Origin of the sequence: Bacillus sp. MUM 116 (assembly GCF_001866655.1) — a bacterium.
GTDB lineage: Bacteria > Bacillota > Bacilli > Bacillales > Cytobacillaceae > Neobacillus.
This window is the reverse complement of the sequence record NZ_MLYR01000029.1, coordinates 97,370-120,256: the sequence shown is the minus strand read 5'-3', so window position 1 is coordinate 120,256 and position 22,887 is coordinate 97,370. Positions and strand designations below refer to the sequence as shown.

Genomic DNA, 22,887 nt, shown 5'->3' with positions numbered 1-22,887 from the left:
ATTGTTGTTTTTCGTATAAGTTCATCAACCTAAATGATTCGTGGCATCTTTTCGTAAGAACATTTGCGAAAATTGCCTAGAAACTTAAGTATTTGACCCTTATTAAGGTCCAAAAGCAACAAGGTTTACGAAAAGAGCCTTAGCAAAAGAGAATAAGGAATAATCCTAAAAAGCTGACATACATTGTAAGAAAATACAAAATTGGAGGTTGTGTACTTCTTGATTGTATGTTAAAAATATATGAATGCAAGGGGGAGTTAGATAGATTAATAATTTAAATGTTTTTTTGAGATTTATTTTTAAAATGGATGAATTATAACAGAAAAGGAGTACAGAAAATTGAATTTGAGCATCTCAGAAATTAAAAGACAGGCAAAATTATCTTTAAAAGGAAAATGGGGATTAGGTGTTTTACTAACGTTCATCGTGTTCCTACTTAATCTTTTATTACCTACAGTTATTGAAATGATTATGAGCGGAGGTCCTGCTGAATGGATTAATCAGGAAAACACACCAGCAGGGGCAAATATTGTAAGTACCATTATTTCAATTGCGCTCATCCCTTTTACGATTGGTGTATATTGGTTTTATTTAGCGATTGTAAGGGGAAACAATCCGGAAATTTCATATGCATTTTCAATCTATAAGAATGGAAAAACATCATTTAAAATGATTGGAGTGTCTATTTTACAAGGGATTTTTGTGTTTTTATGGTCACTATTATTGTTAATACCTGGAATCATTAAAAGTATAGCTTACTCTCAAACCTATTTCTTATTACGTGATCATCCCGAATATTCCGTGCTTGAGGCCATAACGGAGAGCAGAAGAAGAATGAATGGGTACAAGTGGAAGTATTTCTTGCTTGGCCTAAGTTTTATTGGTTGGGGAATTCTTTGCTTATTTACATTAGGAATAGGGTTCTTGTGGTTGGTTCCATACGTATCGACAGCATTGGCCGCGTTTTATAATGAAATAATTGATATTCAGGATAAAGATATAGAATATTAAGCATCCATCATATAATAGCATCTAAGAGTGGCTGAAAAGTCATTCTTTTTTATTTATGGAAAAAATCCAACAATCTTTTGAATTAGTCAAAAAATAAAGAACTCCTTTCATATTTTTGTTTCAGATTGACCACTTTTTTTACAATGAGGATGGCACACAAATAGCAATACAAAAATTGGAAACGGCTTCCCACAGCTCTTTGCTTTTCTTGTCTTCATAAGAAGAGATGAAAACAGCAGGAAGCAGTGCGATTTCAGGTTCGTTTAAATAATCGGCCGTTGCCAGTGCGTATGCCCGGGTAAATAGATAGGGGCCAGTTAGATTGGACTTATGACGCTCTATTTTTTCTTCAAATTCTTGTATGACCATTTCATTCATCTTTAGAAGCAAGGTTCCTTTGCTTTCAAAGTGATATAGCACGCCGCCTTTAGTAATGCCAGATTTTTTTGCAAGATAATCCATTGTTAGTTTTTGAATGCCTTCTTCTTGAATAATCTCGGCTGCTGTTGGTGAAGGTTCTTTTTTTTAATCCATCTTGTTTCACCCCAACCAGCCAAAATACTGCACTGATCGTTCAGTAAAGTGATTTTAACAAAGAATAAATGAAAAGTTCAACCTTTAAGTTCAAGCAATTTATAAATTCTTATAGCATAAAAAAACCAGCTGCATCTGCAGCTGGTTATTATAAAATAGAAATTCCTAATGTCTATGTTTCTGAAATCCATAAAATTAATGTGCAGTATAGCCTCCATCAACAAGAAGGGTGGTACCATTTACAAAGCTTGCATCATCACTTGCTAAAAATAGAACTGCTTTTGCGATTTCTTCTGGTTTTCCAAGTCTTCCTTGTGGATGAAGGGAAGCTAAATAATCTTTCGTTTGTGGATCAACACTTGAGAGTAATGGAGTTTCAATATAACCAGGGCAAACCGCATTAATACGAATACCATCTTTTGCATAAGCCGTACATAAGTTTTGAGTTAAAAGCTTGACGCCCCCTTTTGCAGATGAGTAGGCAGTTGGATTTGGTAAGGCAACAAAACTATGGATTGAACCAGCGTTAACTATCACACCGCCTGTTCCTTGTTTAAGAAACTGTTCAATTGAATATTTATCAGAAAGGAATACTCCTGATAAGTTAATATCAATGGTTCGTTTCCATTTTTCATAGGATAATTCATGTGCTGGTGCATCATCCGCAACTCCAGCATTTGCATACATAATATCTAGCTTACCGTAATGATTCACTGTTTCATTGATCATCTGTTTAATATCTTCTTCTTTTGTTACATCTGTTTTAATAAATAACGTATCAAATCCATTTGTATTCAATTCTACAGATACATCTTTTCCTCGTTCTGAAAAGTCAGCAATGACCACTTTTGCTCCTTCTTCAGCAAAAAGGCGAACAGTCGCTTCACCAATTCCACTTGCTCCGCCTGTTACAATCGCAACTTTATCTTTTAATTTCATCATAACTACTCTCCATTCCATTAATGAATTCAAACTAATTGACCATTTTATCTTGCTCAAATTTTGTTCTTTCTATCTTGCTGTTGCACCACCGTCAATCACAAATTCTGCACCTGTCGAGAAAGCTGATTCATCAGAAGCAAGAAATAGTACGGTGTTGGCGACATCTTTTACAGATCCTAAATGTCCTAATGGGAATAAATTTTTACCTAATTCCTCTTTTGTATCTCCAGAAACTTCAGAAGCATAGTCTGCCATACCTGTATCAATGTATCCAGGATGGATCGAATTTACTCTAACTTGGGCAGAAGCATATTCCATCGCTGCATCCTTCGTCATAATCCGTACTGCTCCTTTACTTGCACCATATAGAACATGACCTGGAGCTCCCGCCAAACCAGCTATCGAGGAAGCGTTTATGACTGAACCTTTATTTTGTTTTGCCATCAATGGCATGATATGTTTCATTCCTAGGAATACGCCAGTCACATTAATAGCCATGAGGCGATTCCATTCTTCCAATTCAATCTCTGCAACAGGTTTTATGATATAAATACCAGCATTGTTAAAAAGAACATCTACTTTGCCAAAGGTATTTATAGTTTCCTCTGCAACCTTTTTCCAGTCTTCCTCATTGCTGACATCATGATGGACGAAAAGGGCTTCTCCTCCGTTTGTTTGAATGTCTTTTACGGTTTGTATACCTGATTCTTGGTTTATATCAGTAATTACTACTTTTGCTCCTTCTTTGGCAAATAATAGGGCTGTTTCTTTACCGATTCCAGTACCTCCACCGGTTATGATTGCTACCTTATTATCAAGTCTCATTACTATCACATACCTTTCAGTCATTTTTTTCATACGGATAAATTATTTACTAACTTGCTACATTTCAATCTTACTACTTTGATTTTGAAATACTATCCTACAAGATGCTGTATACTAATAGAAGGGAATACGTCCATTTATAGGGGTATTTGAATGAAGGGGAAGAATTTCATATGACTCAACCGTTGCATCTTTATGAAGAAATAACGTTTCAGCAATTCGCATTATTCATTAAAACCCACAGTAAACAAGTTGAAACAAACATAAATATCTATCTTAATTTAGATCAGGCCATTTGCGAACCAGATCGTAAAATCATCGGCGGAATGCTGCATTCATTTTTTCAACTCTTAACGTCTCCAGCTAATATTGAAGGGATCAATGAGAATTATCACAGCTCTTTGGACACCTGGCTGCAATCTCAGTTATCGATCATAAATAAGAAAAGTTTATATCTATTTCAATTAATTTTTGAAAAATCTTTGTTAACGCTAATGATTCAAATAAAATATAATCGAATCATACCTGTATACATGTTTTTGCTATCCATTTTTACATACCTTATCCATAGTTATAGCAAGTGGGTAGATGAAGAAAAACACGCCATTGATACGCAGAAACATCTTCCTGAAAATATGGAACTTAGAAGACTACAAAAGTTAGACAAATTAAATCAACTTCTGATTCGCTCCTCAGGTGTTCAGGATTTAGCCTTTATTTTAAAAAAATGTGAAGAGTATTTTCACTATAAACGTTGTGTATTTTACGCCTATATCCCATGGTCGAATCAATTCTATGGAGTGATAGGAGCTGAGCTTGCAAAAGTACAAAGTATGAAAGGACAGATAACAGAGGAGAGGACGGTCTTTAGTTCAAAAAGACCAATCTATTTAAAAGATCCGAGAAATTTTGTAAAAGAGGAGCATATAAAATTATTTAATCTATCCTCCATAATTTTTGTCCCCATAATCCATCAGGAACAATTGTTTGGATGGCTTACGTTTGATCAGGTTGGAGAAGAATTTGATTCTTCGAAAAATGAACTGGATTTACTCGAGCAAGTGGGTAAACGGATCGGAATGTATTTATCCAGAAAGGGAGAAGAAAGAAAAAAAACATTAGAAATTCATTTAACAGAAAGAGAACTTACCATTCTGGATTTGCTTTCAGAAGGATATGACAATAAAAAAATAGGTGAATCATTGTTCTTAAGTGAACACACAGTAAGAGATTATGTGAGCAGTTTAATGACGAAGCTAAAAGCGAAAAATCGGACACAAGTTGTTGCTTCTGCTTTTCGATTGGGGTTATTAAATTAATTCGTTGCGAAGGGTCGATCTCTAACTATGAAGGGGATAGTCTCCTTTGTTCCGAAAAATAATATCAATCCTTTTTATGGTATTATTTAGGGAAGTGAATAGTGATAGGTAAAACCACGTCAGAGATAACAATTGTAGTCATCTGGTAAACAAAGGAACAACTGCTATTTCTGCTACTGATGAAGAGATAAAACAAAATAATATTAAAAAAGGTTGTTAGGCTTAATTAAAGAATAGCACAAACAAATAATCATTTTATTTCATCACAAGAGGTTATTGAATGAAGATATATAGACTAAAAAGGCAGTTTCATGGATATAAAAAAGGAGAACAGTTTTACTTGATTATTGAATCAGAATTTATAGGGGTTAAAGAGTTTGTATTGAGAACGGAAGATTTAACGTATAGCATATCAATCAATGAAAGTGAACTTCTTAAGAATTTTACTTTCATAAAAGAAATCTTTTAACGGATTAAATACCCTAATACTGTATTTATTTTGCCGGCATCACTGCGGACCCAATGGTAATGATCTTCAACAATCGATCAATTCTGAAGTATGATCATCGTGGACAATTGACTGTCCGAATGAGACAAGATGACTTGAAAGTTCCTGGCGTTTATGGTCCTAGCAAAGAAGAATGGCAAGCAATGAATACTCAAAAGAACTGATATTTTCATGATACAAAAAAGCCGGCGTCTGCCGGTTTTTTTGTACGATCAGAATGTATTTCATTTCTTAACACAGTTTGAGCACTGTATCCGTTTTTATATTACATTAACAAAAATGATATTCAAGAATCGGGCGCAATTCCGTTGCAAGAATTGTGCTGTTGCTTACGAAGGAGGGCGAGGTTCAAGAGGGCACTTATTGACTAAATTTTTGAGTCTCCTAATTGTCTTTAATAAGATTGAAACCGTAAATATTAATAAAAAAGCCAAAATTACACAACATACATAATAAACAAAGTTGGGAGTATAACCATAATAAAAGAAAATAAAGGATGAAATGCTAAACAATATCGTTAAAAACAATTCTAATAAAAATGCGGTAATCACAAACAATAAATATGGAATAACAATTTTTTTATCAAATACGTATTTTAGAGTAAGACCATCCCAACAAAGATTTGCAATATTCCCCATCTTAATCCCTCCTAAGGACATGCTTATTACATATTATGTCCATTAGAGTAGATTCTTAACTGGTAGTCACAAAATCGTGTTTTAATAATAATTGATAAAAAAAGCGAACAAAAAAGCTAGCTCATTTGGGAGCTGACCTTTGTTGAAAGTAAAAAGATTGTAATATCAAAAAACCATGTTATCCTTCGATAAATGCATAAGGGTTGCCTCTATCGTTTTGCTTTCAAAGACACCCCCTTATTTTATAGGGGCAGATAAATCCTCAATTGGCATTGATTTCATTCTTTTTTTTGAAGTTTTCCCATTTCCCATTACAATACCGCATAATATTAAACCAACACCCAGCCATTGAAACAGACTTACTTTTTCACCCAAAACTAACGATGATAGAGTTACTGCCACCGGGAGCTCTGAGGCTGTTAAAATGGTCCCCAGTCCTGGTCCAATAAACGGCATGCCAATTGAAAATAACAAGGGTGGTAAAGCTACGCCGAATATACCAAGAATCAGTCCATAGGGTGCAACTCCCATTAAGACAGATAAATCAAATAAATAATAGGGAGGAAAGATGAACAGAACAACGATTAAACCACCCGTAGCAAGTAGCGCGCTTTTTAGGACTGGCGGAGTATTTTTTTCGATTGTGCTGCTGAGAAAGATAAAAGATGTATACGATAAAGCTGAAAGCGCACCCCATACAGCACCATGCCACGAGAAATGTTCCACTCCATTCGCAGTGGAACCGGCTGCAAGAATAGATCCTAAAATCAGGAATACAAGCGATGCAACCTTACCATTTGTAGGTTTCTTCTTAAAAAATACCCACTCAAAGAGAGTACCAATCCAAACAAATTGGAACAAAAATATAATTGCCAATGAAGCATGCAGTGTTTGTAAGGATTGATAATAAAAGACACCTGTTAAACCCAGCGGTATTCCGGATATGAGTAGTTTTATGATTTGTTTAGGTGTTAACTTTTGCTTTTTTGTAAATAACACAGCAAACCAGATTAGTAATGTACCAAATAAATATTGTCCACCTGTTACTTCTGTAACAGAGAATCCGGCAGAATAAGCAAGCTTTACAAAAGTAGATAATACCCCATAACAACATCCACCCAAGAATACAAGCGAGACATACTTCCAAGATCTCATCCTTTTAGCTCCTTTCAGGAAAAAAATAAAAAAGCCACACAACTGTCCAATGACAGCTGTGTGGCGAAAATAGAGTAATCTCTAGAAAAATCCACATTCAAAAAGAATTTTATTATTCATTTACGTTATTGACTATAAAATCAAAAAGGATATTTGTCAACCTAATGGATGAACTAACAAATCATTCCTTTTCGAAATAGTTCGATCACTGCATGTGTACGATTATTTGCACCAAGTTTTTTTATGGCTATTTTTACATAATGAAAACCATTCAAGAAACCGGTAATGTACCAAAAATTCATTACCCGACAATTGGACATATGGCCGACGCAGAGGAGATTGCAAATGTAGTTGCGTTCTTGGCTTCTCCTCAAGCAAGTTATATTACCGGCTCTATCATTTCGGTAGACGGTGGTCTGACTATATAACTTAAATGATATTGCAAAATAAACCATTTTACCTTTACTATATTTATTAAATAGTTAAATAAAAGACCGTATGAAATATGGTCTAAATGGTGCTCATCCTGCTCTTCAGTTCCTCAAAGCGTTATTTATCAACGTTTAAAAGGCTCTCATCCATTTTGGGTGGAGGCTTTTTTTATGTGTTAAATTATCTTTTGTATGAATATCCGTATTGTTCTTATTCTTTTCTATTCTATTCCAATATCACAGTATAAATGAAATTAGGAGCTTATTCTTTGTATTACATTTAAACGTCATTACACAACTTAACATCCCATTGGCCTTCGACGTGAAATAGGCTCTTAAAACAGTAACAACCACCTAATGAATACATAATTTGTTGATGAGAGTACAGTTTTTAAGATGATTTTATTTATATAAAAATGCCTATGCAGCTCTCAAGACAGGTAATGATTTATCTGATCATTTAAAAACAAAGGGGAGGAAAAAATGCAGAATTTTCATAATGATCTGCAAGGGTTGGGAATCGATCCTTATCATGTTGGTGAGTTAGTTCCAATGAATTTACAGACCTACGATGAGCGCGTATTTCGCTGTGGAGGCTTTGGTCGATGTGGTGGCTTTGGTCGCTGTGGAGGCTTTGGTCGATGCGGAGGCTTTGGTCGATGTGGTGGCTTTGGCTTTCGTTGTGGAGGCTGCTTCGGTTGTGGCGGCTGTGGCGGCTGTGGTGGCTGTGGAGGCTTTGGTTGCGTTGGATTTGGTTTTGGTTGTTTCGGTTTTAGCTGTTTTGGCATCGGTCTCGGTTTTATTTAATAGTTTTGAATTGTGGAAATCAGTTGGAAAATATTGTTTTGTGAAACAAAGTGCCCCTGCATGTACATGTGCCGCAGGGGCACTTCTTTACTACATTTATCATATTGGACAATAAATCGTACATAAACTTATAGTGCGCAAGTAGTAATGATTAGGAATAAGGAGGATCTGAATGACAAATCTTACCTCGTCCTCACGTTTGAAGGCTAAAAGGGACACTTTTTTTCTCCCTGACCCAAAGGGTGGTGTATATTTTAGAAATAACGTAAGCTCATTCCGAATGGAAGGCCAAACCATCTATCAGTGGATTGAAAAACTGCTGCCGATGTTTAATGGGGAACAAACATTGGGAGCTTTAACGGAAGGATTATCGGGACCGTACCGCGACAGGGTATATGAGATTGCAGAAACGTTGTATAAAAATGGGTTTGTTCGTGATGTAAGCAAAGATCTTCCACATCAATTAAATCGCCAAGTTCTTGAAAAGTATGCTTCTCAAATTGAATTCATCGAGAATTTTGTGGAATCAGGTGCCTATCATTTTCAAGAATATCGTCAGGCTAAGGTTCTGACTGTCGGTGCAGGCCCCTTCCTGATCTCGTTGGTTTCTGCCTTATTGGAATCGGGGCTGCCCAAATTAAATGTTGTGGTAACAGATACAGTTCCAACCAATAGGCTGCGGCTCAATGAGTTGATGCAGAATGCGAGGAAAATTGATTCCGATGTGGAGATCGAGGAAGTACCCTATCGTAAAGGGGCGGGGAAAAATTTTTGGAAACAAGCCATTCAGCCCTATGATTGGATTCTGTATGTCTCTCAGGATGGGGATTTAAATGAATTAAGGCATCTAAATCAAGTTTGCCAAGAAGAAAAGAAGGCATTTCTCCCTGCGATATGTTTAGAAAAAGTGGGGCTCTCTGGTCCATTAACTCATCCAGAATCAGAGGGATGCTTCGAATCTGCATGGCGCAGAATTCATCAATCACTCTTGGAAACCGATGTGGAACCACAGTCTTTTTCTTCCACATCAGGAGCAATTTTGGCAAATGTGTCTGCATTCGAATTTTTCAAAAAGGCTACAGGAATCGCAGATTCAAATCAAGATAATCAAATTTATCTGCTCAATCTTGAAACGATGGAAGGTGACTGGCTTTCATTCATCACACATCCCACCCTAACATCTAAAAGTGATACACCAAAACTCGTTGAAGATCTTGATGTTAGACTGGAACAAGAATCAGACAGGAATGAAAAGGATTTGCTTTTGAATTATTTCAGTCGTTTAACTTCAGAAGAAATCGGTATTTTCCATATCTGGGAGGAACGAAATTTGCCGCAGCTTCCTCTTTCTCAGTGCTATGTTCAGGCTGTTGACCCCGTGTCGGAAGGACCGGCAGAACTGCTTAAGGAAGTTATCTGTTCGGGCCTGACACATGATGAAGCCAGACGAAATGCCGGATTGATGGGTATTGAAATGTATGTTTCAAAAATGATCAATTCACCTGTTTATGGTTTCAAAAACCAGACAAATCAAGTTGGTACGAATTTTCCAGAGGGATTTATTGGTATCGGTACAGGGGAAACCATCGCAGAAGCTGTTTGCAGGGGGCTGCAAGCCAATCTGGATGAAGAATTGAAAAATAGAACGGGGGATCAATTGAATACGGTTTTTGGTGTGCCATTGGGGGCCATTGAAGATAACATATGTCAATTTTATTTAAATGCTTTGACTACCATGAGCGGTTCACCGGCTATAGGTTTAAAAGAAGATGTACATGGCTTCCCTGTGGTATGGGTAAGGTCAAATGGCTGTTGGTACACAGGGGCAGGCTTAAATACAACCTTGGCATTGCGAAATACATTGCAGCAAGCCATTTTGGATGCTCAAAACCAGAATAATTCCGTAGAGAGGCACGAGAAGGAGTCGATGATTTATCTGGAAAAAAAGGATTCCAAACTCGAAATCCCTTCTTGTATGGAAATGACACAATTGGAGCTTTTACAATCTGCCATTCAGGTCTTGAATCGATACAGCAAACAGCTATTCGTCTATGATCTGTCGATTGAGCCGTTTTTAAAGCAAGGGCTGGCAGGGGTATATGGTGTGCAGGTACGAGAGGGGGATTCCAAATGACTGCACAGGTCCTCATTGACGGATCCGGTTTATTAGCAGAATATGTCTGTGATCAATTGTCCTCCAACTGTCTGGTAAGTCGTCAAAGCATTTCAGAAGAGATTCCCGAAGAAATAGAATTAGCTCTGGTGCTCGACGATGCCTGGCATCCTTCCAAACATCGGAAAGCGGATGAGAGATTCAGGACCGCCGGTATCCCTTGGCTTCGAGGTTTCGTTTCGTTCGGGGAGGGAATCATTGGTCCTTTCGTACGGCACGACTCGCCAGGATGTTCTCACTGTGCTGACAAACGGCGCTTGCTAGCCGGACCCGACCGCCTTGAAATGGCGGAGGTTCAGGCGAGATTGACAGCGGAAGCAGGTTTCACGCGAGATTCATGGTGTTCACGAACGGGACTATCACAAATGGCCACCTTCATTTGTAACGAAGTGCAGAAAGTCCTTCAAGGAGAATCCTCGAGCGTAGAGGAAAGGATGTTCATCACCAATCTGAAAACGTTAACGAACTCCCGTCATTTTTTCTTGCCTGATCCATTATGTCCGATTTGCAGTCCATTACCTGAAGACACAGCGAAATTAGCTCAAATTACGTTAGAGTCTAGTCCTAAATTTAATGGTGACGGATATCGCTGCCGTTCGATGGATGAATTGAAAACAGTGCTGGTCGAAGACTATCTGGATTATCGTACTGGAATCATGAATGGAAAAATAGAGGATTTCAGGCTCCCCTTTGCAGATGTTTTGATTAACATGCCGTTATTTGGAGCGGACGAGGGAGTAGCTGGCCGTACTATTTCTTATGAAATGAGTGAGCTAACGGCCATTTTGGAGGGATTGGAGCGATATTGCGGAATCGAGCCTCAAGGAAAAAGGAAGAAAGTTCGTGAGAGTTACCATCATTTACAACATATCGCCTTAAATCCGGCAAGAGTAGGCTTGCATGAACAGAAACAATATGCCAAGCCTGATTTTCCGTTTAAAGCGTTTCATCCGGATCAGCCAATGAATTGGGTCTGGGGCTATTCGTTCATGCAAGAACGTCCCATACTGGTTCCAGAGTTACTCGCTTATTACAGTTTGGGAAGTGGGGAGGGCATTGTATATGAAACCTCCAACGGGTGTGCATTAGGAGGAAGCCTGGAGGAAGCCATATTCCATGGCATTATGGAGGTTGTCGAGCGCGATTCCTTCTTGTTAACCTGGTATGCACAGCTGCCACTTCAGCGTCTTGATCTTCGTTCTGCTAACGATCAGGAATTAGAGCTAATGGTTGACCGTATACGTGAGGTGGCGGAATATGACCTATATTTTTACAATTCGACAATGGAAAATGAAATTCCCAGCGTTTGGGCGGTGGCAAAAAACAGAAAATCCAAGGGTGTGAACCTCATTTGTGCAGCAGGTGCTAATCTTGATCCGGTTAGAGCAGTAAAAAGCGCGATTTACGAGCTCGCTGGTATGATGGTTAGGCATGACGAAATATTGGAGAAAAACCGGCAGAAATATGAAGAAATGCTAAAAGATCCATATGCCGTCCGTACCATGGAGGACCATGGCCTCCTATATGGTCTGCGGGAAGCAGAGGAACGGCTAAGCTTTTTATTGGATAATCAGCGACCATTACGAACGTTTGCAGAGGAATTTAAACAGCCTCCGGCGCATACCGATTTGAAGGATGATCTTCAGGATATTCTTCAGAGGTTCCGTGAGTTGGACCTCGAGGTCATTGTTGTGGACCAAACGACACCGATCACCAAACGGAACGGTTTATACTGTGTAAAAGTATTGATTCCTGGTATGCTGCCAATGACATTCGGTCATCACCTTACCCGTGTCGAAGGGCTGGAAAGGGTCCTCCAAGTACCAATGAAGCTTGGATATACCAAACAGCCGTTGTCGTATGAACAGCTCAATCCTTATCCTCACCCATTCCCATAATGAAAAGTAGGAGGTGTAAGAGTGAAGCTTGAAACATTTCTGCAACATCTTCACTTTGATCCAGAAAAAGTTGTTCCTCCTGATTGGGAAGTGGATTGGGAGGACGCACCACTTCCCTATAAACTGTACCGCGGCTTGCCAGAGATTCCACTATCCGGAGATGTTCCGTTAACTCTCGAGAGGCGGGAAGCTCAGGCAGATCCTGGACTAGAGGAGCTTGGGTCTTTCTTATGGTATGTATACGGCCTAACCCATTACGCGCAATCCGCTTTCACCCAGGACACTCAGGAAAAAGCTTTCATTAGCTATGCCCAGTTATTACGCAGATTTGTTCCCTCAGGAGGGGCATTGTATCCGAATGAATTATATGTGTATGTAAAGCTGGAGGGCGTACCACAGGGAATTTACCATTACGATGTGGCCCATCACCGCCTCCTATTGCTTCGAGAAGGAAATTACGATTCCTACTTGTCCAGAAGTCTTGGAAATTATGATGTTTCTGATTGTTTCTGTACTGTTTTTGTATCAACGGTTTTTTTGAAAAACTTCTATAAATATAATAACTTTTCCTACAGGCTCCAAGGGTTGGATGCCGGTGTGGTCATAGGGCAAGCATTAGAAGTTGCCGATCGGATGGGTTTTTCTTCGCGAGTATGCTATCAATTTCTTGATCGGTCAATTAATCATTTACTTGGACTAACCGAACAGGAAGAAAGTGTCTATGCGGTGATCCCATTATCTATTCATCCATCAATCTATTGTGATGACAACTCTGATCTAGAAGAAAATTTTTCTGCCGTTGAATTGTCACAGGAAGTGCCGTTATTGAAGCATAAAACTTATAACCGTTCAAAGAAAGTCATTGATTACCCAATGTTGAAAGAGATGAATGAAGCATCGATGCTTGAAACTACACAGTCATTTGTGAAGATTAAAAAAGATAATCGGGTTAAAAAGTCCTTTGGTACGGAGTTCATCATGTTGCCATTTACAGAGCCATTTTCGTACGATCTTGCTTCTGTATGCAGAGAGAGACATTCTCCTGATCTTGATTTTATGATGGGGAATGTCAGTCAAAGAACAATATCCACTTTGTTATCTGAGATATTTTCCTTTTTATATCAGAATGACCTTGCCGAGACAATTGAGAATTCTGAGAATCGTTTATCATTGAACGGCTTTTTTTATAATGTGGAGGGTGTTCCAAATGGTGTTTACTCCTATGACAAAAACGTTCATGGACTTTGCAGAATAACTCATGGAGATTATCGGGAGTATTTACAATATGGATTAACAATGCCCAATGTAAATCTCTTTCAAGTGCCGCTCTGCCTTCATGTCGTCGGAGACAAAAATTACCTCAAAGAGAAATTAGGGTATCGAGGTTATCGCATTCAACAAATGGAAGCAGGCATTCTCGTGCAACGACTGCTCTTAGTTTCTTGTGCCTTAGGGATGGGGGGCCATCCACTGCTAGGATTCAATACGAACCAATCTGATGAACTTTACAGAATTAATCCGAAAGGAAAAACTAGTTTAATTCAAATCCCTGTAGGTCCTTACCGTCCCCGTACCTGGTTAAAAGGGACTTTGCTTAGCTAGGAAGAAGATAAATAATCCATGTGTAACTAGCAATTAAAACATCACAAGAGTGGCTAAATAAGCCGCTTTTTTTCTTTAACCTTTATTTTACGGATAACGTCTTTTTTTGTCTTTTTTTATCTTGTTTTATCGAATCAATTTATCTTAGGTCGGATAATGTTATAATGTTGTTTGTGTCCAAGTGTCTCATAAGATTAACAGATATACACAGTTATAATAAGTTTTCGAGGTGTGAGTCCATAATGAACCTAGCAGATTTGGAAAAGGCTATAAGTCAGAAAAGAGAAGAAATGATAAAGTTAGGAATGGATAAAGGATTATCGTGTCATGAAACAATCAAATGTAGCCAAGAACTCGATAGGCTACTGAACGTGTATGATGATTTATTAATTGAAACAAAAATCACCAATCCTATGGATCAGTACCATGATTTTTAAATATTTCTCCAAGAAACTATATATAAATCTTTACGTATAGGCTACAGTTCTTTTTTTTCAATCCTAAATTAATAATGGGGTATTCCTATCCCTAAGAATAAAGAGAGGATCCTACAAACTGGTTCTCGATCATGTTTAACTCCGAAACATCTTTTAAAATTAAAACCCCTAGAAAAAGAGATTATACTTCTAATGTTTTTCTTAAATAATTTTTCCTATGATATACTTGTTATAATAAAATCAATTTGTTTACAATTAGTAGAACAGTTGCTTTATAAGGGGGAAGTACTTTGTGAATCCAGACTCACTCCAAACGATTGAATATGAAATAGCCTTGCTGGTCCGGCTTATAACCGCTTATAGTCCTAAATTAGGTAAATTGGATCGTTCCGAGTACCTTATTATGAGTGAACTGAATGAAAATGGACCCATGGCCATTAATGCTATTGCGGATAAATTACTGCTAAACATATCAACTGCGAGCAGGCAAGTTGGTACTTTAGAATCGAAAGAATATATTAAGCGTTTTCCTGATCCAGATAATGGAAGAATTAGCCTTATAGAGATTACAAATAAAGGGCAGGAGATCCTTGATACAGTTCAAAAAGGTCGTTATAAATTTTATTCAGAAATACTTCAAAACTGGACGATGCCGGAATTACAGCAATTAGAAAATAACCTAATCCGATTAAATAAAGACTTTAAACAACGAAAAAAATAATTTTTTTACTATAAAAAATAAGAAGATACGCGACAAGAGGCTTGTGACAAACTGTCACGGTCTTTTTTTTGTAAAAAAATCTTATTGATTTAAAAAAAACAATATTGTATAATACAACTTGTTATTTACAACTTGTACTATACAATATTTATACTTGAGGTATAAAACAACTTTTTCACCGAATTTATACCGAATTTTTTCATTATGAAAGGAGGACAATGGATGAGTCAGCAGGTTAATACGACAGCTTCAGAATCCGAAAAGGTTGCTGTTCCGCAATACTTGATCATCTCCATCTTGACGATACTTGCAATTGGTTCACAGTATTTTTCAAATCTGTCTTACATTCTTAACCAAGGGATTATTCAAAATGGGTTGGAACTTGGATCGAATCACTTACTGCTTCCATCTACATTATCAAATTTAGCTTTTGCCCTTGGCGTCCCATTTGGTCCTGTACTTACGAGGAAACTTGGACTAAGAAGAAATTATTTATTGTTTATATTTATTTTTTTATGCGGCTCCATTATTTCTGCCCTATCTCCTGAATTAGTCATTCTAATTGTGGGAAGAACCATTCAAGGCTTTAGTGCAGGCATACTATTTTTAACCATTTTGCCGGTTAGCCTAAGATCCTTCCCCAATGCCATCCGTAATACCTTTTTATTTATGGTTATTACGGGATTGTTTGGAGCAAGTGCCATTGGGGCTTTATTCGGTTCGATTTCATTAATAGCTGATGCATGGCGGTGGTTATTTATTTTAAACATCATCGCTTCATTCTTCTGTTTAATCATTGGTTTTTGGGGTTTACCTCACAATGAGGATCATGTACATGATCATAGTCCTGTGGATAAAACTGGAGTATTTTTATACAGCCTTTTAATGATTGTACTCGCTTTTCCACTATGTAACTTATCGGAAAAAGGATTTACATCTTTGTATGTTTGGCCATTTCTTCTTGTAGGTCTAATTTTGTTCATTTTGTTTATTTATGTAGACTTAAAAGCAACGAATCCACTCGTTCCGTTTCGGACATTAAAGGCAGCAAAACCAATTTCGGGCACGATTATGGCAGTTGCATCACATGTTTCGCTTATTGTTGCGTTAGCCGGAATCAATGGATTTTTACGAAATAATATGAACCTTCCATTTGTATATTTAAGCCATTTTTATTTTTGGTTCTTTGTAGGAATTGTGTTCACTGCCGTATTTAAAACCCTATTGTATGATAAATTGGGTGCCGGGATCCTTGGAATTCTCGGTTCGCTGGTTGTTTTGTTTGTTAGTATCAGGTGGAGAGTCATTGGGCCTGAAACTTCTTTATCAGTTTTATATTTTCAGGTTGCTTGTCTTGGTGCCGGAGTCAGTATGACTCTTGTTTCAGGTGCTCTTGGAACTGCACTGGCTGGTGATATTCATAAGGCTTCGATGAGATCTGTGACCCTGCACACTATCCGAAATTTTATAGGTGCTATTATTTCACCTATAATCGGCTGGTTTTTAATCAGACAAAATGCCCAAAATTATGAAGATATAAGAGGGCAGCTAGATTCAAATAGTACTGAATTTAAATGGGAAATGACAAAATTAATTCACTCTATTATTGGGAAGCATTTATCTATCACGGATGCTAAAAATTCGGCTGCTTATGAACTAGTTGCAAATTCTAAAAAGTCTGCAGTATTAGGGGCCTATCACGATTTGTTTACGATTTTACTTGTCCTCAGCATCATCATGCTAATTGGTTCCATCGGAAAAACAGTGACGGGAAAGGGAAGGTCCCTTGTTCAGAAATAGACCCGGCTGCTTTTGCCAGCACCAAAAGAGACAAAAGCTTTCAAGACCTCAGCATTGAGTGGTATTTAAATAAATTGAATAAAGGAGAAATTCGCTAATGAGTAAAGGTCGATTAATCTTCATTAATATAGTTGGGATGATTGTGGTTTTGGCATTAATTGCCGCAGGTGCATACTTTTTTTACGAAAGTAAGAATTATGTTAAAACAGATGATGCAGTCGTTTCGGCAGATATCAATCAAGTTGTAGCACCAGCTTCCGGTTTATTAACCAATTGGGATGGAAAAGAAGGTAATGTTATTTCTAACCATGAAGAATTGGGCAAAATTTCAAATGGAAGACAGGGTCTTCCCGTAGATAGCATGGAGAAAGGAACCATCATCAAAAACGAAGCAAAAAAGAATCAAATGGTACAGGCTGGCCAGGCTTTAGCCCAAACAGCTGATATGGATCATTTGTATGTTACGGCTAACATTGACGAAACGGACTTAAAAGATATTGAAGTGGGCGATAGTGTTGATATTACGGTAGACGGAGATTCTGGTACATTATTTAGCGGAAAAATTGATTCCATTGGCTATGCTACGAATTCGGTATTTTCTGCTCTTCCTTCACAAAACTCAAACGGCAGCTATACAAAAGTAACTCAAAAAGTTCCGGTTAAAATTTCTATTCAAAATCCATCAAAGAAAGTATTACCAGGAATGAATGCAGAGGTCAAAATTTCTATTTAATTGAATGATCTGTTAATAATACATCCAATTTCAAATTAGGGCTGCCCATCCAGGGCAGCCCTAATTTATTGAGGAGAGTGCTCTAATTTATTTTTTGTCAACTTGATTGTTTTTTATGGTTAAAAGAGTAATGAATGATAAAAATCTATTATTCGTACTTAAGTTTTTCTTAAGGTTCCCACTTTAATATGTGAAACAGATAAGATATTAAATGGGGGAATAAATATGAAAAAGAATTATACTAAAATTATTCTTGATTTGATGATGGCTATCACGTTTGTGTTGCTAATGAATCCGCGAGTATTAAACGGTTTACCGTTTCATGAAATAGCTGGTCTTGTTATTGGTGTTGCCATTCTTGCCCACATCGGATTAAACTTTTGCTGGGTAATTAATACAACGAAAAAGATTTTTGATCCAAACCTACCTAAAAAAACATTCTTTAGTTATCTGTTAAACATACTGCTCTTAATTTCGATGGCTACCGTTATTGTCACTGGTATTCTAATTTCTAGGGTAGTTTTACCAAGCCTTGCTATCCAGGGGGGACACTCCATTCGCGGGATCCACAGTTTCTCTGCAGATGCAACACTTGCGTTAGTAGGACTTCATATTGGGGTACATTGGCAATGGATTTTGAGTATCTGTAAGAAAGCATTCAAATCGAAGGAAGGAAAATTTAAAAAGGGTGTTATCGCTTCCGTTGTTCTGTCACTTGCCATTTTGGCAGGCGGAATTCAATGGTTTGCTTCCGCAGCTTCCCCAAGCAAAGGTTATTTCAATCCAATAGAAATGCAACAAAGTAGCGGGGCACCATCGGTTAATAAGGGAAATTCAACTAATACATTTCAAGGTCCGCCGAACAAAGATTTTCGGGAAGGAAAATTCCATGGAAAAGATGGACATGGTGGCAGCAGCAATCCATTTCTTGTAGTCTTAAATTATTTTGCCATTTGGACAGCCATCATTATTCCTACTTATTATCTGGATAAGCGAAAACGAAGGAACAAACGAAAATCAAGTGAACTTCAACCTAAGGTATCATCATAACTTATTCAAAAGGTTTGATGAACGATCAAAATATCCATGCTACACGCTAACGGATTAAGTATTGGATGCAAACAAGTAAAAACGCATTGGAATTTATAAATGGATTCCAATGCGTTTTTTGTTATTTAATCAAAGTCTAAGGGTAATTTTTTCTTTTTTCAATAAGAAATCGGTATTCGATTATTGTGTTTTATCTAATAAGGTTTTCAAATGAGTTTTTAAGACAAAAAAGGCGATTTATTTTCGCCCTTTTTCCACCTTTCTTTAGAGAAATTAGCCGGATGTGAATAATCTATATAAAAACTGAAAGGGTGATTATGTTGGGAAAAAGCTCAAATAACAACAAAAATAAAAATAGTAATAAAAATAACAATAGCAGCAACAAAAACAACAATAAATCAAAAAACAATAGCAATAACAATAATAAGAAAAAATAATAGATTGATTGAAAAATTCATCTAAAAAATCAGAACGCCCCATCGGAATGATCGGGCGTTCTGATTTTTTGGACAAAATTCCGGTGAGATTAGATTCGATAAGCAGTCTATAAAATTTGGTTGGACAAAACAGATCTTGTAGTCGCAGTTATTGGGGGGCTGTTCAAGCTGAAGGTTCCTAATTTCCTTTTGTTATTAGGAGTAAAACACAATGAGGGTTAAATATGAAGTTGAAATAGAATAATAAGTTTATACTTGCTTACTTGACCGTATTTAAAGTACATGTTACCATAAGGTCACATATAACATGTGACTATTTATTCACATGAGATGAAATTCGATATACCTTTTTAGAAAGGATAGTTGGAATGGAAGACGAACTTTCCACATTATTTAAAGCTTTAGGCCATCCAATCCGCAGAAGGATTCTCGATATTCTGAAGGAAACACCGAAAACCACTGGTAAACTAAACGAGTATTTTCCTGAAGTCACAAGGTATGCAATTATGAAACATTTGGACATCCTTGAAGAAGGAAATTTAGTATTGGTACGGCGTGAAGGGAAATATCGGCTTAATTTTCTTAATGCCGTTCCACTTCAGGAGTTGCATAACCGGTGGATAGCAAAATACATGCAATCAGCTGCCAATTCACTACTAAATTTACGGTCGCTAGCTGAAAAAAGAGGAGGAAATTTGACTATGACTGAGCAAGAACAAAGCAAGGTTTTTCGAATCGAGCAGGAGGTTTTCATCGATGCACCAAGGGAACAAGTTTTTAAAGCTTTAACAGAACAGTCTAGCGATTGGTGGGAATTTCGTTTGGCGCCAAAAGGGGTGCCATCTCAGTTTACATTCGATCCATCCCCAGGAGGACAATTTATTGAAAAATGGGGAGACAATCAAGGAGCCGTATGGGGGAAAGTATACTTTGTGAATGCGCCGGAAGAAATCCGTCTAAATGGTCATTTAGGAATGCAGGGAGCAGTAAATAGTTCTTATACGTACCGTCTCATAGAAAAGGATGGGGGAACACTGCTTCAGCTTTCCCATCATGCGTCTGGGATTATCCGCGAAAACTGGGAACAGGAACACACCGAAGGCTGGAAATATCTGCTTGGCACCTTGCTGAAAAATTATGTAGAAAAAAATAAACTTTAAAATAATGGTTGAATAGAGGAAAGGACTTAAGATATGGTAGATGTCTTAACAGAAATAACGATTCGCTCGCCTATTAAAAATGTAGCGGAGTATGCTGCTAATCCTGACCATGCTCCAGAATGGTATGCCAATATCAAATCAGTAAAATGGCAAACTCCAACACCGTTAACGATTGGTTCAAAAATCGCTTACAAGGCGCAATTTTTGGGTCGAGAACTTGCCTATGTTTATGAAGTGGTTGACTATATTGCAGAACAAAAGCTTATCATGAAAACTGCAGACGGTCCTTTTCCAATGGAAACGACATACACTTGGGAATCAAATGAGAACAATGGAACGAGAATGACGCTTCGAAATAGAGGGAATCCCACAGGATTTTCAAAATGGTTTACACCGTTCATGGGCTTGATGATGAAAAAAGCAAACAATAAAGACCTGAAAAAAATAAAAGAAATCCTGGAAAGTAGCGGATAACCATAAAAAACCCCAAAATGGGGTTTTTTATTTATGGATGTTTTAATAATTCGTGCCCAAAATAAACACGTTATGAAAAGGAAAAATTTTAAGATATAAAACAGAGAGGCAATAAGTAGCTGAAGGATAAAAAAGAATCGGTTGAGAAGAAGAAGAGAGCGAATAGGAATTAATAAATACGTCTAATACAAGATAAATGAATCGTGAAAAGCTTTTCTTTTTTATCCTTTAGAGAAAGTATTTGTTCAAATAAATTAAGCCGATATACACGCCCTTCCACTGTTTGTAAGGCACCATTTTCATCATAATCAATCGTAACCGGTTTTTTTGCAGTGAGTTTTTTCAAATACATCATTATCCTCCTCGTATTTTCATTTTATACAATTCCATTATAGAAATAGTTCATTAAGATTGTATGGATTAAAAGTAAAAATATAATAAATAAATTGCAACAAAAACTTTACACTCCCTTTAAATGGATTTAAAATTCCAAAGTTATCCTAAATTTACATCTAGAGGGAGGGATCGGAAGTTGATAAAATTTCAGATCATGTCTTCTTTGTTCATCTTGGTACTTACCATTTTTTGCGCTTATGAACTCACCCCATTTTCATCCAATCATTCCACAATGAGTCATTCCACATCCAACCGTTACATTCAAGTCCAATTGTTAGGTGTTAATGATTTTCATGGCCAACTCACCACTTATCAAAGTGTTTCAGGGACTAAGGCAGGTGGAGCCGAATACCTGGCTGCCTATTTAAAAAAATATAAACAAAAAAACCCCAATACACTACTAGTTCATGCAGGTGATATGGTTGGAGGAAGCCCACCAATCTCTTCTCAATTTTATGACGAACCCACAATCGAATTCCTAAACCTGCTGCACTTTGATATTGGGACACCCGGAAATCATGAATTAGACCGAGGCGTAAAAGAAATGAAACGCCTTATTTATGGAGGATTCCATGAAAAAACAGGTTATTTTCAAGGTGCAAATGCTTCCTACATTTCTGCAAATATCATCGATAATAAAACTGGGACTCCTTTCCTTCACCCTTATGTAATTAAGCAAATTGACGGTATCAATATTGGTTTTATTGGTGTGGTCACAACTGAGACGAATCTTTATGTAATCCCGGAAAACCGAAAAGAAGTTGTGATTACGGATGAAGTTACAGCGATAAATCGAACGGTGAAGCTTTTAAAGGAACAAGGGATAAAAGCCATTGTTGTACTGGCACATGTTTCAGCTAAATCTGATCGGACAGGTGCAAATCCCCAAGACGCTTTAATGGAGATGGCATCAAAAATCGATGATGAGGTAGACGTTATTTTTGCAGGCCATAGCCATGATTATGCCAATACCATTGTTGATGGTAAACTAATTGTTCAATCTTATTCTTATGGAAAAGCTTTTTCTCAAGTAAACCTTAAAATTGACCGAAATTCGAAAGACATTGTTAAGAAAGAAGCAATGATTATTGTCACTTCACATGAAAATATTAAGCCGGATCAAGAAACCTTATCCCTTATTAATAAATATAAAGAAAAAATAGGGAACCGTTTTAATAATATCCAAGGAGAAATTCCTGAAGATATAACCCGGAAGCAAGATATAAACGGTGAATCTCCGTTAGCGAAAATGATTGCAGAATCAGAGCGGAAGGCCATGGGAGTTGATATCGCCTTTGTCCATCAAGGCGAAATGCGGGAAAGTTTAAAGAAAGGGAGGTACACTTTAGAACAGCTTTATAGAACTATGCCCTTTGGCCATCGTGTCTGTAAAGTAACTTTAACAGGAAGCCAAATTAAACTAGCTTTAGAGCAGCAGTGGAGGAAAGATCAGGAAAATGATATGCTGCAAACTGTTGGTTTATCGTATCGTTGGGATCCCAATTCTCCAATTGGCAGCCGTATTACTGTACTGAAAGATAGGAAGGGACAATTTCTTCAGCCTAACAAGGAATATGAAGTAGCGGTAAGTAATTATTTAGCTTCTGGAGGTGATGAATTTACTGCATTTGAACAAGGTAAACTCGTAGAATCTGGTCCACAAGTTGTTACTGCATTTTTACACTATCTAAAACAGAAGTATCCTTACCATAAGTAATGTTCCCCAAAATTTATGAAAACAGGTTTAATTTAAATTGGTAATCAAAGCAAATATAGTTCAATTTCCGCATTTTTATTTTTTCCAAAAAAAGGTCCTCCCCAAACGGGAAGGACCTG

General features: G+C 37.3%; 21 protein-coding genes and 1 pseudogene. 16 read left to right on the top strand and 6 right to left on the bottom strand.

Going from position 1 to position 22,887, the window contains the following annotated elements:
- Positions 1 to 339 precede the first annotated feature (339 nt).
- Positions 340 to 1,011, top strand: a complete 672-nt coding sequence (locus BIV60_RS08460) for a DUF975 family protein (RefSeq protein WP_371261515.1) — start codon at positions 340 to 342, stop codon at positions 1,009 to 1,011.
- A gap of 138 nt (positions 1,012 to 1,149) precedes the next feature.
- Here the strand turns inward: BIV60_RS08460 and BIV60_RS08455 are convergent, their stop codons facing one another.
- The 3 genes from BIV60_RS08455 to BIV60_RS08445 form a co-directional block, all read right to left on the bottom strand.
- Complete coding sequence (locus BIV60_RS08455) at positions 1,150 to 1,506, bottom strand: TetR/AcrR family transcriptional regulator (protein ID WP_256218348.1); 357 nt, start codon at positions 1,504 to 1,506, stop codon at positions 1,150 to 1,152.
- A gap of 234 nt (positions 1,507 to 1,740) precedes the next feature.
- Positions 1,741 to 2,484 carry an SDR family NAD(P)-dependent oxidoreductase gene (locus tag BIV60_RS08450; protein WP_071355280.1) on the bottom strand — a complete coding sequence of 248 codons (744 nt, stop codon included), beginning with the start codon at positions 2,482 to 2,484 and terminating at the stop codon, positions 1,741 to 1,743.
- Between the two features lie 72 nt (positions 2,485 to 2,556).
- Positions 2,557 to 3,312: an SDR family NAD(P)-dependent oxidoreductase gene (locus BIV60_RS08445; protein WP_071355279.1), complete on the bottom strand. Its 756-nt coding sequence runs from the start codon at positions 3,310 to 3,312 to the stop codon at positions 2,557 to 2,559.
- Between the two features lie 173 nt (positions 3,313 to 3,485).
- Between BIV60_RS08445 and BIV60_RS08440 the strand changes: the two genes are divergently transcribed.
- Positions 3,486 to 4,631: a LuxR C-terminal-related transcriptional regulator gene (locus tag BIV60_RS08440; protein WP_071355278.1), complete on the top strand. Its 1,146-nt coding sequence runs from the start codon at positions 3,486 to 3,488 to the stop codon at positions 4,629 to 4,631.
- Between the two features lie 564 nt (positions 4,632 to 5,195).
- Positions 5,196 to 5,303: pseudogene (locus tag BIV60_RS30885) on the top strand (DinB family protein); the annotation flags it as partial.
- A 165-nt stretch (positions 5,304 to 5,468) separates the two neighbouring features.
- Here the strand turns inward: BIV60_RS30885 and BIV60_RS08430 are convergent.
- Both BIV60_RS08430 and BIV60_RS08425 read right to left on the bottom strand, forming a co-directional pair.
- Positions 5,469 to 5,777 carry a hypothetical protein gene (locus BIV60_RS08430; protein ID WP_256218347.1) on the bottom strand — a complete coding sequence of 103 codons (309 nt, stop codon included), beginning with the start codon at positions 5,775 to 5,777 and terminating at the stop codon, positions 5,469 to 5,471.
- 237 nt (positions 5,778 to 6,014) lie between these two features.
- Complete coding sequence (locus BIV60_RS08425) at positions 6,015 to 6,932, bottom strand: EamA family transporter (protein WP_071355275.1); 918 nt, start codon at positions 6,930 to 6,932, stop codon at positions 6,015 to 6,017.
- A gap of 212 nt (positions 6,933 to 7,144) precedes the next feature.
- Here BIV60_RS08425 and BIV60_RS30880 point away from each other — a divergent pair, with 212 nt between their 5' ends.
- The 12 genes from BIV60_RS30880 (at position 7,145) to BIV60_RS08370 (ending at position 20,655) form a co-directional block, all read left to right on the top strand.
- Complete coding sequence (locus BIV60_RS30880; RefSeq protein WP_083402164.1) at positions 7,145 to 7,360, top strand: SDR family oxidoreductase; 216 nt, start codon at positions 7,145 to 7,147, stop codon at positions 7,358 to 7,360.
- A 486-nt stretch (positions 7,361 to 7,846) separates the two neighbouring features.
- Positions 7,847 to 8,170, top strand: a complete 324-nt coding sequence (locus BIV60_RS30875; protein WP_083402163.1) for a heterocycloanthracin/sonorensin family bacteriocin — start codon at positions 7,847 to 7,849, stop codon at positions 8,168 to 8,170.
- A 172-nt stretch (positions 8,171 to 8,342) separates the two neighbouring features.
- Positions 8,343 to 10,304, top strand: coding sequence for a putative thiazole-containing bacteriocin maturation protein (locus BIV60_RS08415; RefSeq protein WP_071355273.1), 1,962 nt, complete (start codon positions 8,343 to 8,345; stop codon positions 10,302 to 10,304).
- Complete coding sequence (locus BIV60_RS08410) at positions 10,301 to 12,241, top strand: TOMM precursor leader peptide-binding protein (RefSeq protein WP_071355272.1); 1,941 nt, start codon at positions 10,301 to 10,303, stop codon at positions 12,239 to 12,241. Before BIV60_RS08415 ends, BIV60_RS08410 begins: the two co-directional genes overlap by 4 nt.
- 21 nt (positions 12,242 to 12,262) lie before the next feature.
- Entirely contained in the window at positions 12,263 to 13,843 is a 1,581-nt protein-coding gene (locus BIV60_RS08405) for a SagB family peptide dehydrogenase (RefSeq protein WP_071355271.1), read from the top strand.
- A 242-nt stretch (positions 13,844 to 14,085) separates the two neighbouring features.
- Positions 14,086 to 14,280 (top strand): aspartyl-phosphate phosphatase Spo0E family protein, encoded by a 195-nt coding sequence (locus tag BIV60_RS08400; protein WP_071355270.1) that lies wholly within the window; start codon positions 14,086 to 14,088, stop codon positions 14,278 to 14,280.
- Positions 14,281 to 14,572: 292 nt separating this feature from the next.
- Positions 14,573 to 15,001 (top strand): MarR family winged helix-turn-helix transcriptional regulator, encoded by a 429-nt coding sequence (locus BIV60_RS08395; RefSeq protein WP_071355269.1) that lies wholly within the window; start codon positions 14,573 to 14,575, stop codon positions 14,999 to 15,001.
- 222 nt (positions 15,002 to 15,223) lie between these two features.
- Positions 15,224 to 16,801, top strand: coding sequence for an MFS transporter (locus BIV60_RS08390; protein ID WP_071355268.1), 1,578 nt, complete (start codon positions 15,224 to 15,226; stop codon positions 16,799 to 16,801).
- A gap of 97 nt (positions 16,802 to 16,898) precedes the next feature.
- Complete coding sequence (locus BIV60_RS08385) at positions 16,899 to 17,534, top strand: HlyD family secretion protein (protein ID WP_071355267.1); 636 nt, start codon at positions 16,899 to 16,901, stop codon at positions 17,532 to 17,534.
- A gap of 225 nt (positions 17,535 to 17,759) precedes the next feature.
- Complete coding sequence (locus BIV60_RS08380; protein WP_071355266.1) at positions 17,760 to 18,584, top strand: DUF4405 domain-containing protein; 825 nt, start codon at positions 17,760 to 17,762, stop codon at positions 18,582 to 18,584.
- Positions 18,585 to 19,389: 805 nt separating this feature from the next.
- On the top strand, positions 19,390 to 20,181 hold the full coding sequence (locus BIV60_RS08375; RefSeq protein ID WP_071355265.1) for an SRPBCC domain-containing protein: 792 nt from the start codon (positions 19,390 to 19,392) through the stop codon (positions 20,179 to 20,181).
- Between the two features lie 33 nt (positions 20,182 to 20,214).
- Positions 20,215 to 20,655: an SRPBCC family protein gene (locus BIV60_RS08370; RefSeq protein ID WP_071355264.1), complete on the top strand. Its 441-nt coding sequence runs from the start codon at positions 20,215 to 20,217 to the stop codon at positions 20,653 to 20,655.
- Between the two features lie 169 nt (positions 20,656 to 20,824).
- Here the strand turns inward: BIV60_RS08370 and BIV60_RS08365 are convergent, their stop codons facing one another.
- A complete protein-coding gene (locus BIV60_RS08365; protein ID WP_071355263.1) occupies positions 20,825 to 21,007 on the bottom strand; it encodes a YolD-like family protein in 183 nt (60 codons plus the stop codon).
- 180 nt (positions 21,008 to 21,187) lie between these two features.
- Here BIV60_RS08365 and BIV60_RS08360 point away from each other — a divergent pair, with 180 nt between their 5' ends.
- Positions 21,188 to 22,768, top strand: coding sequence for a bifunctional metallophosphatase/5'-nucleotidase (locus BIV60_RS08360; RefSeq protein WP_071355262.1), 1,581 nt, complete (start codon positions 21,188 to 21,190; stop codon positions 22,766 to 22,768).
- The last annotated feature ends 119 nt before the right edge of the window (positions 22,769 to 22,887 follow it).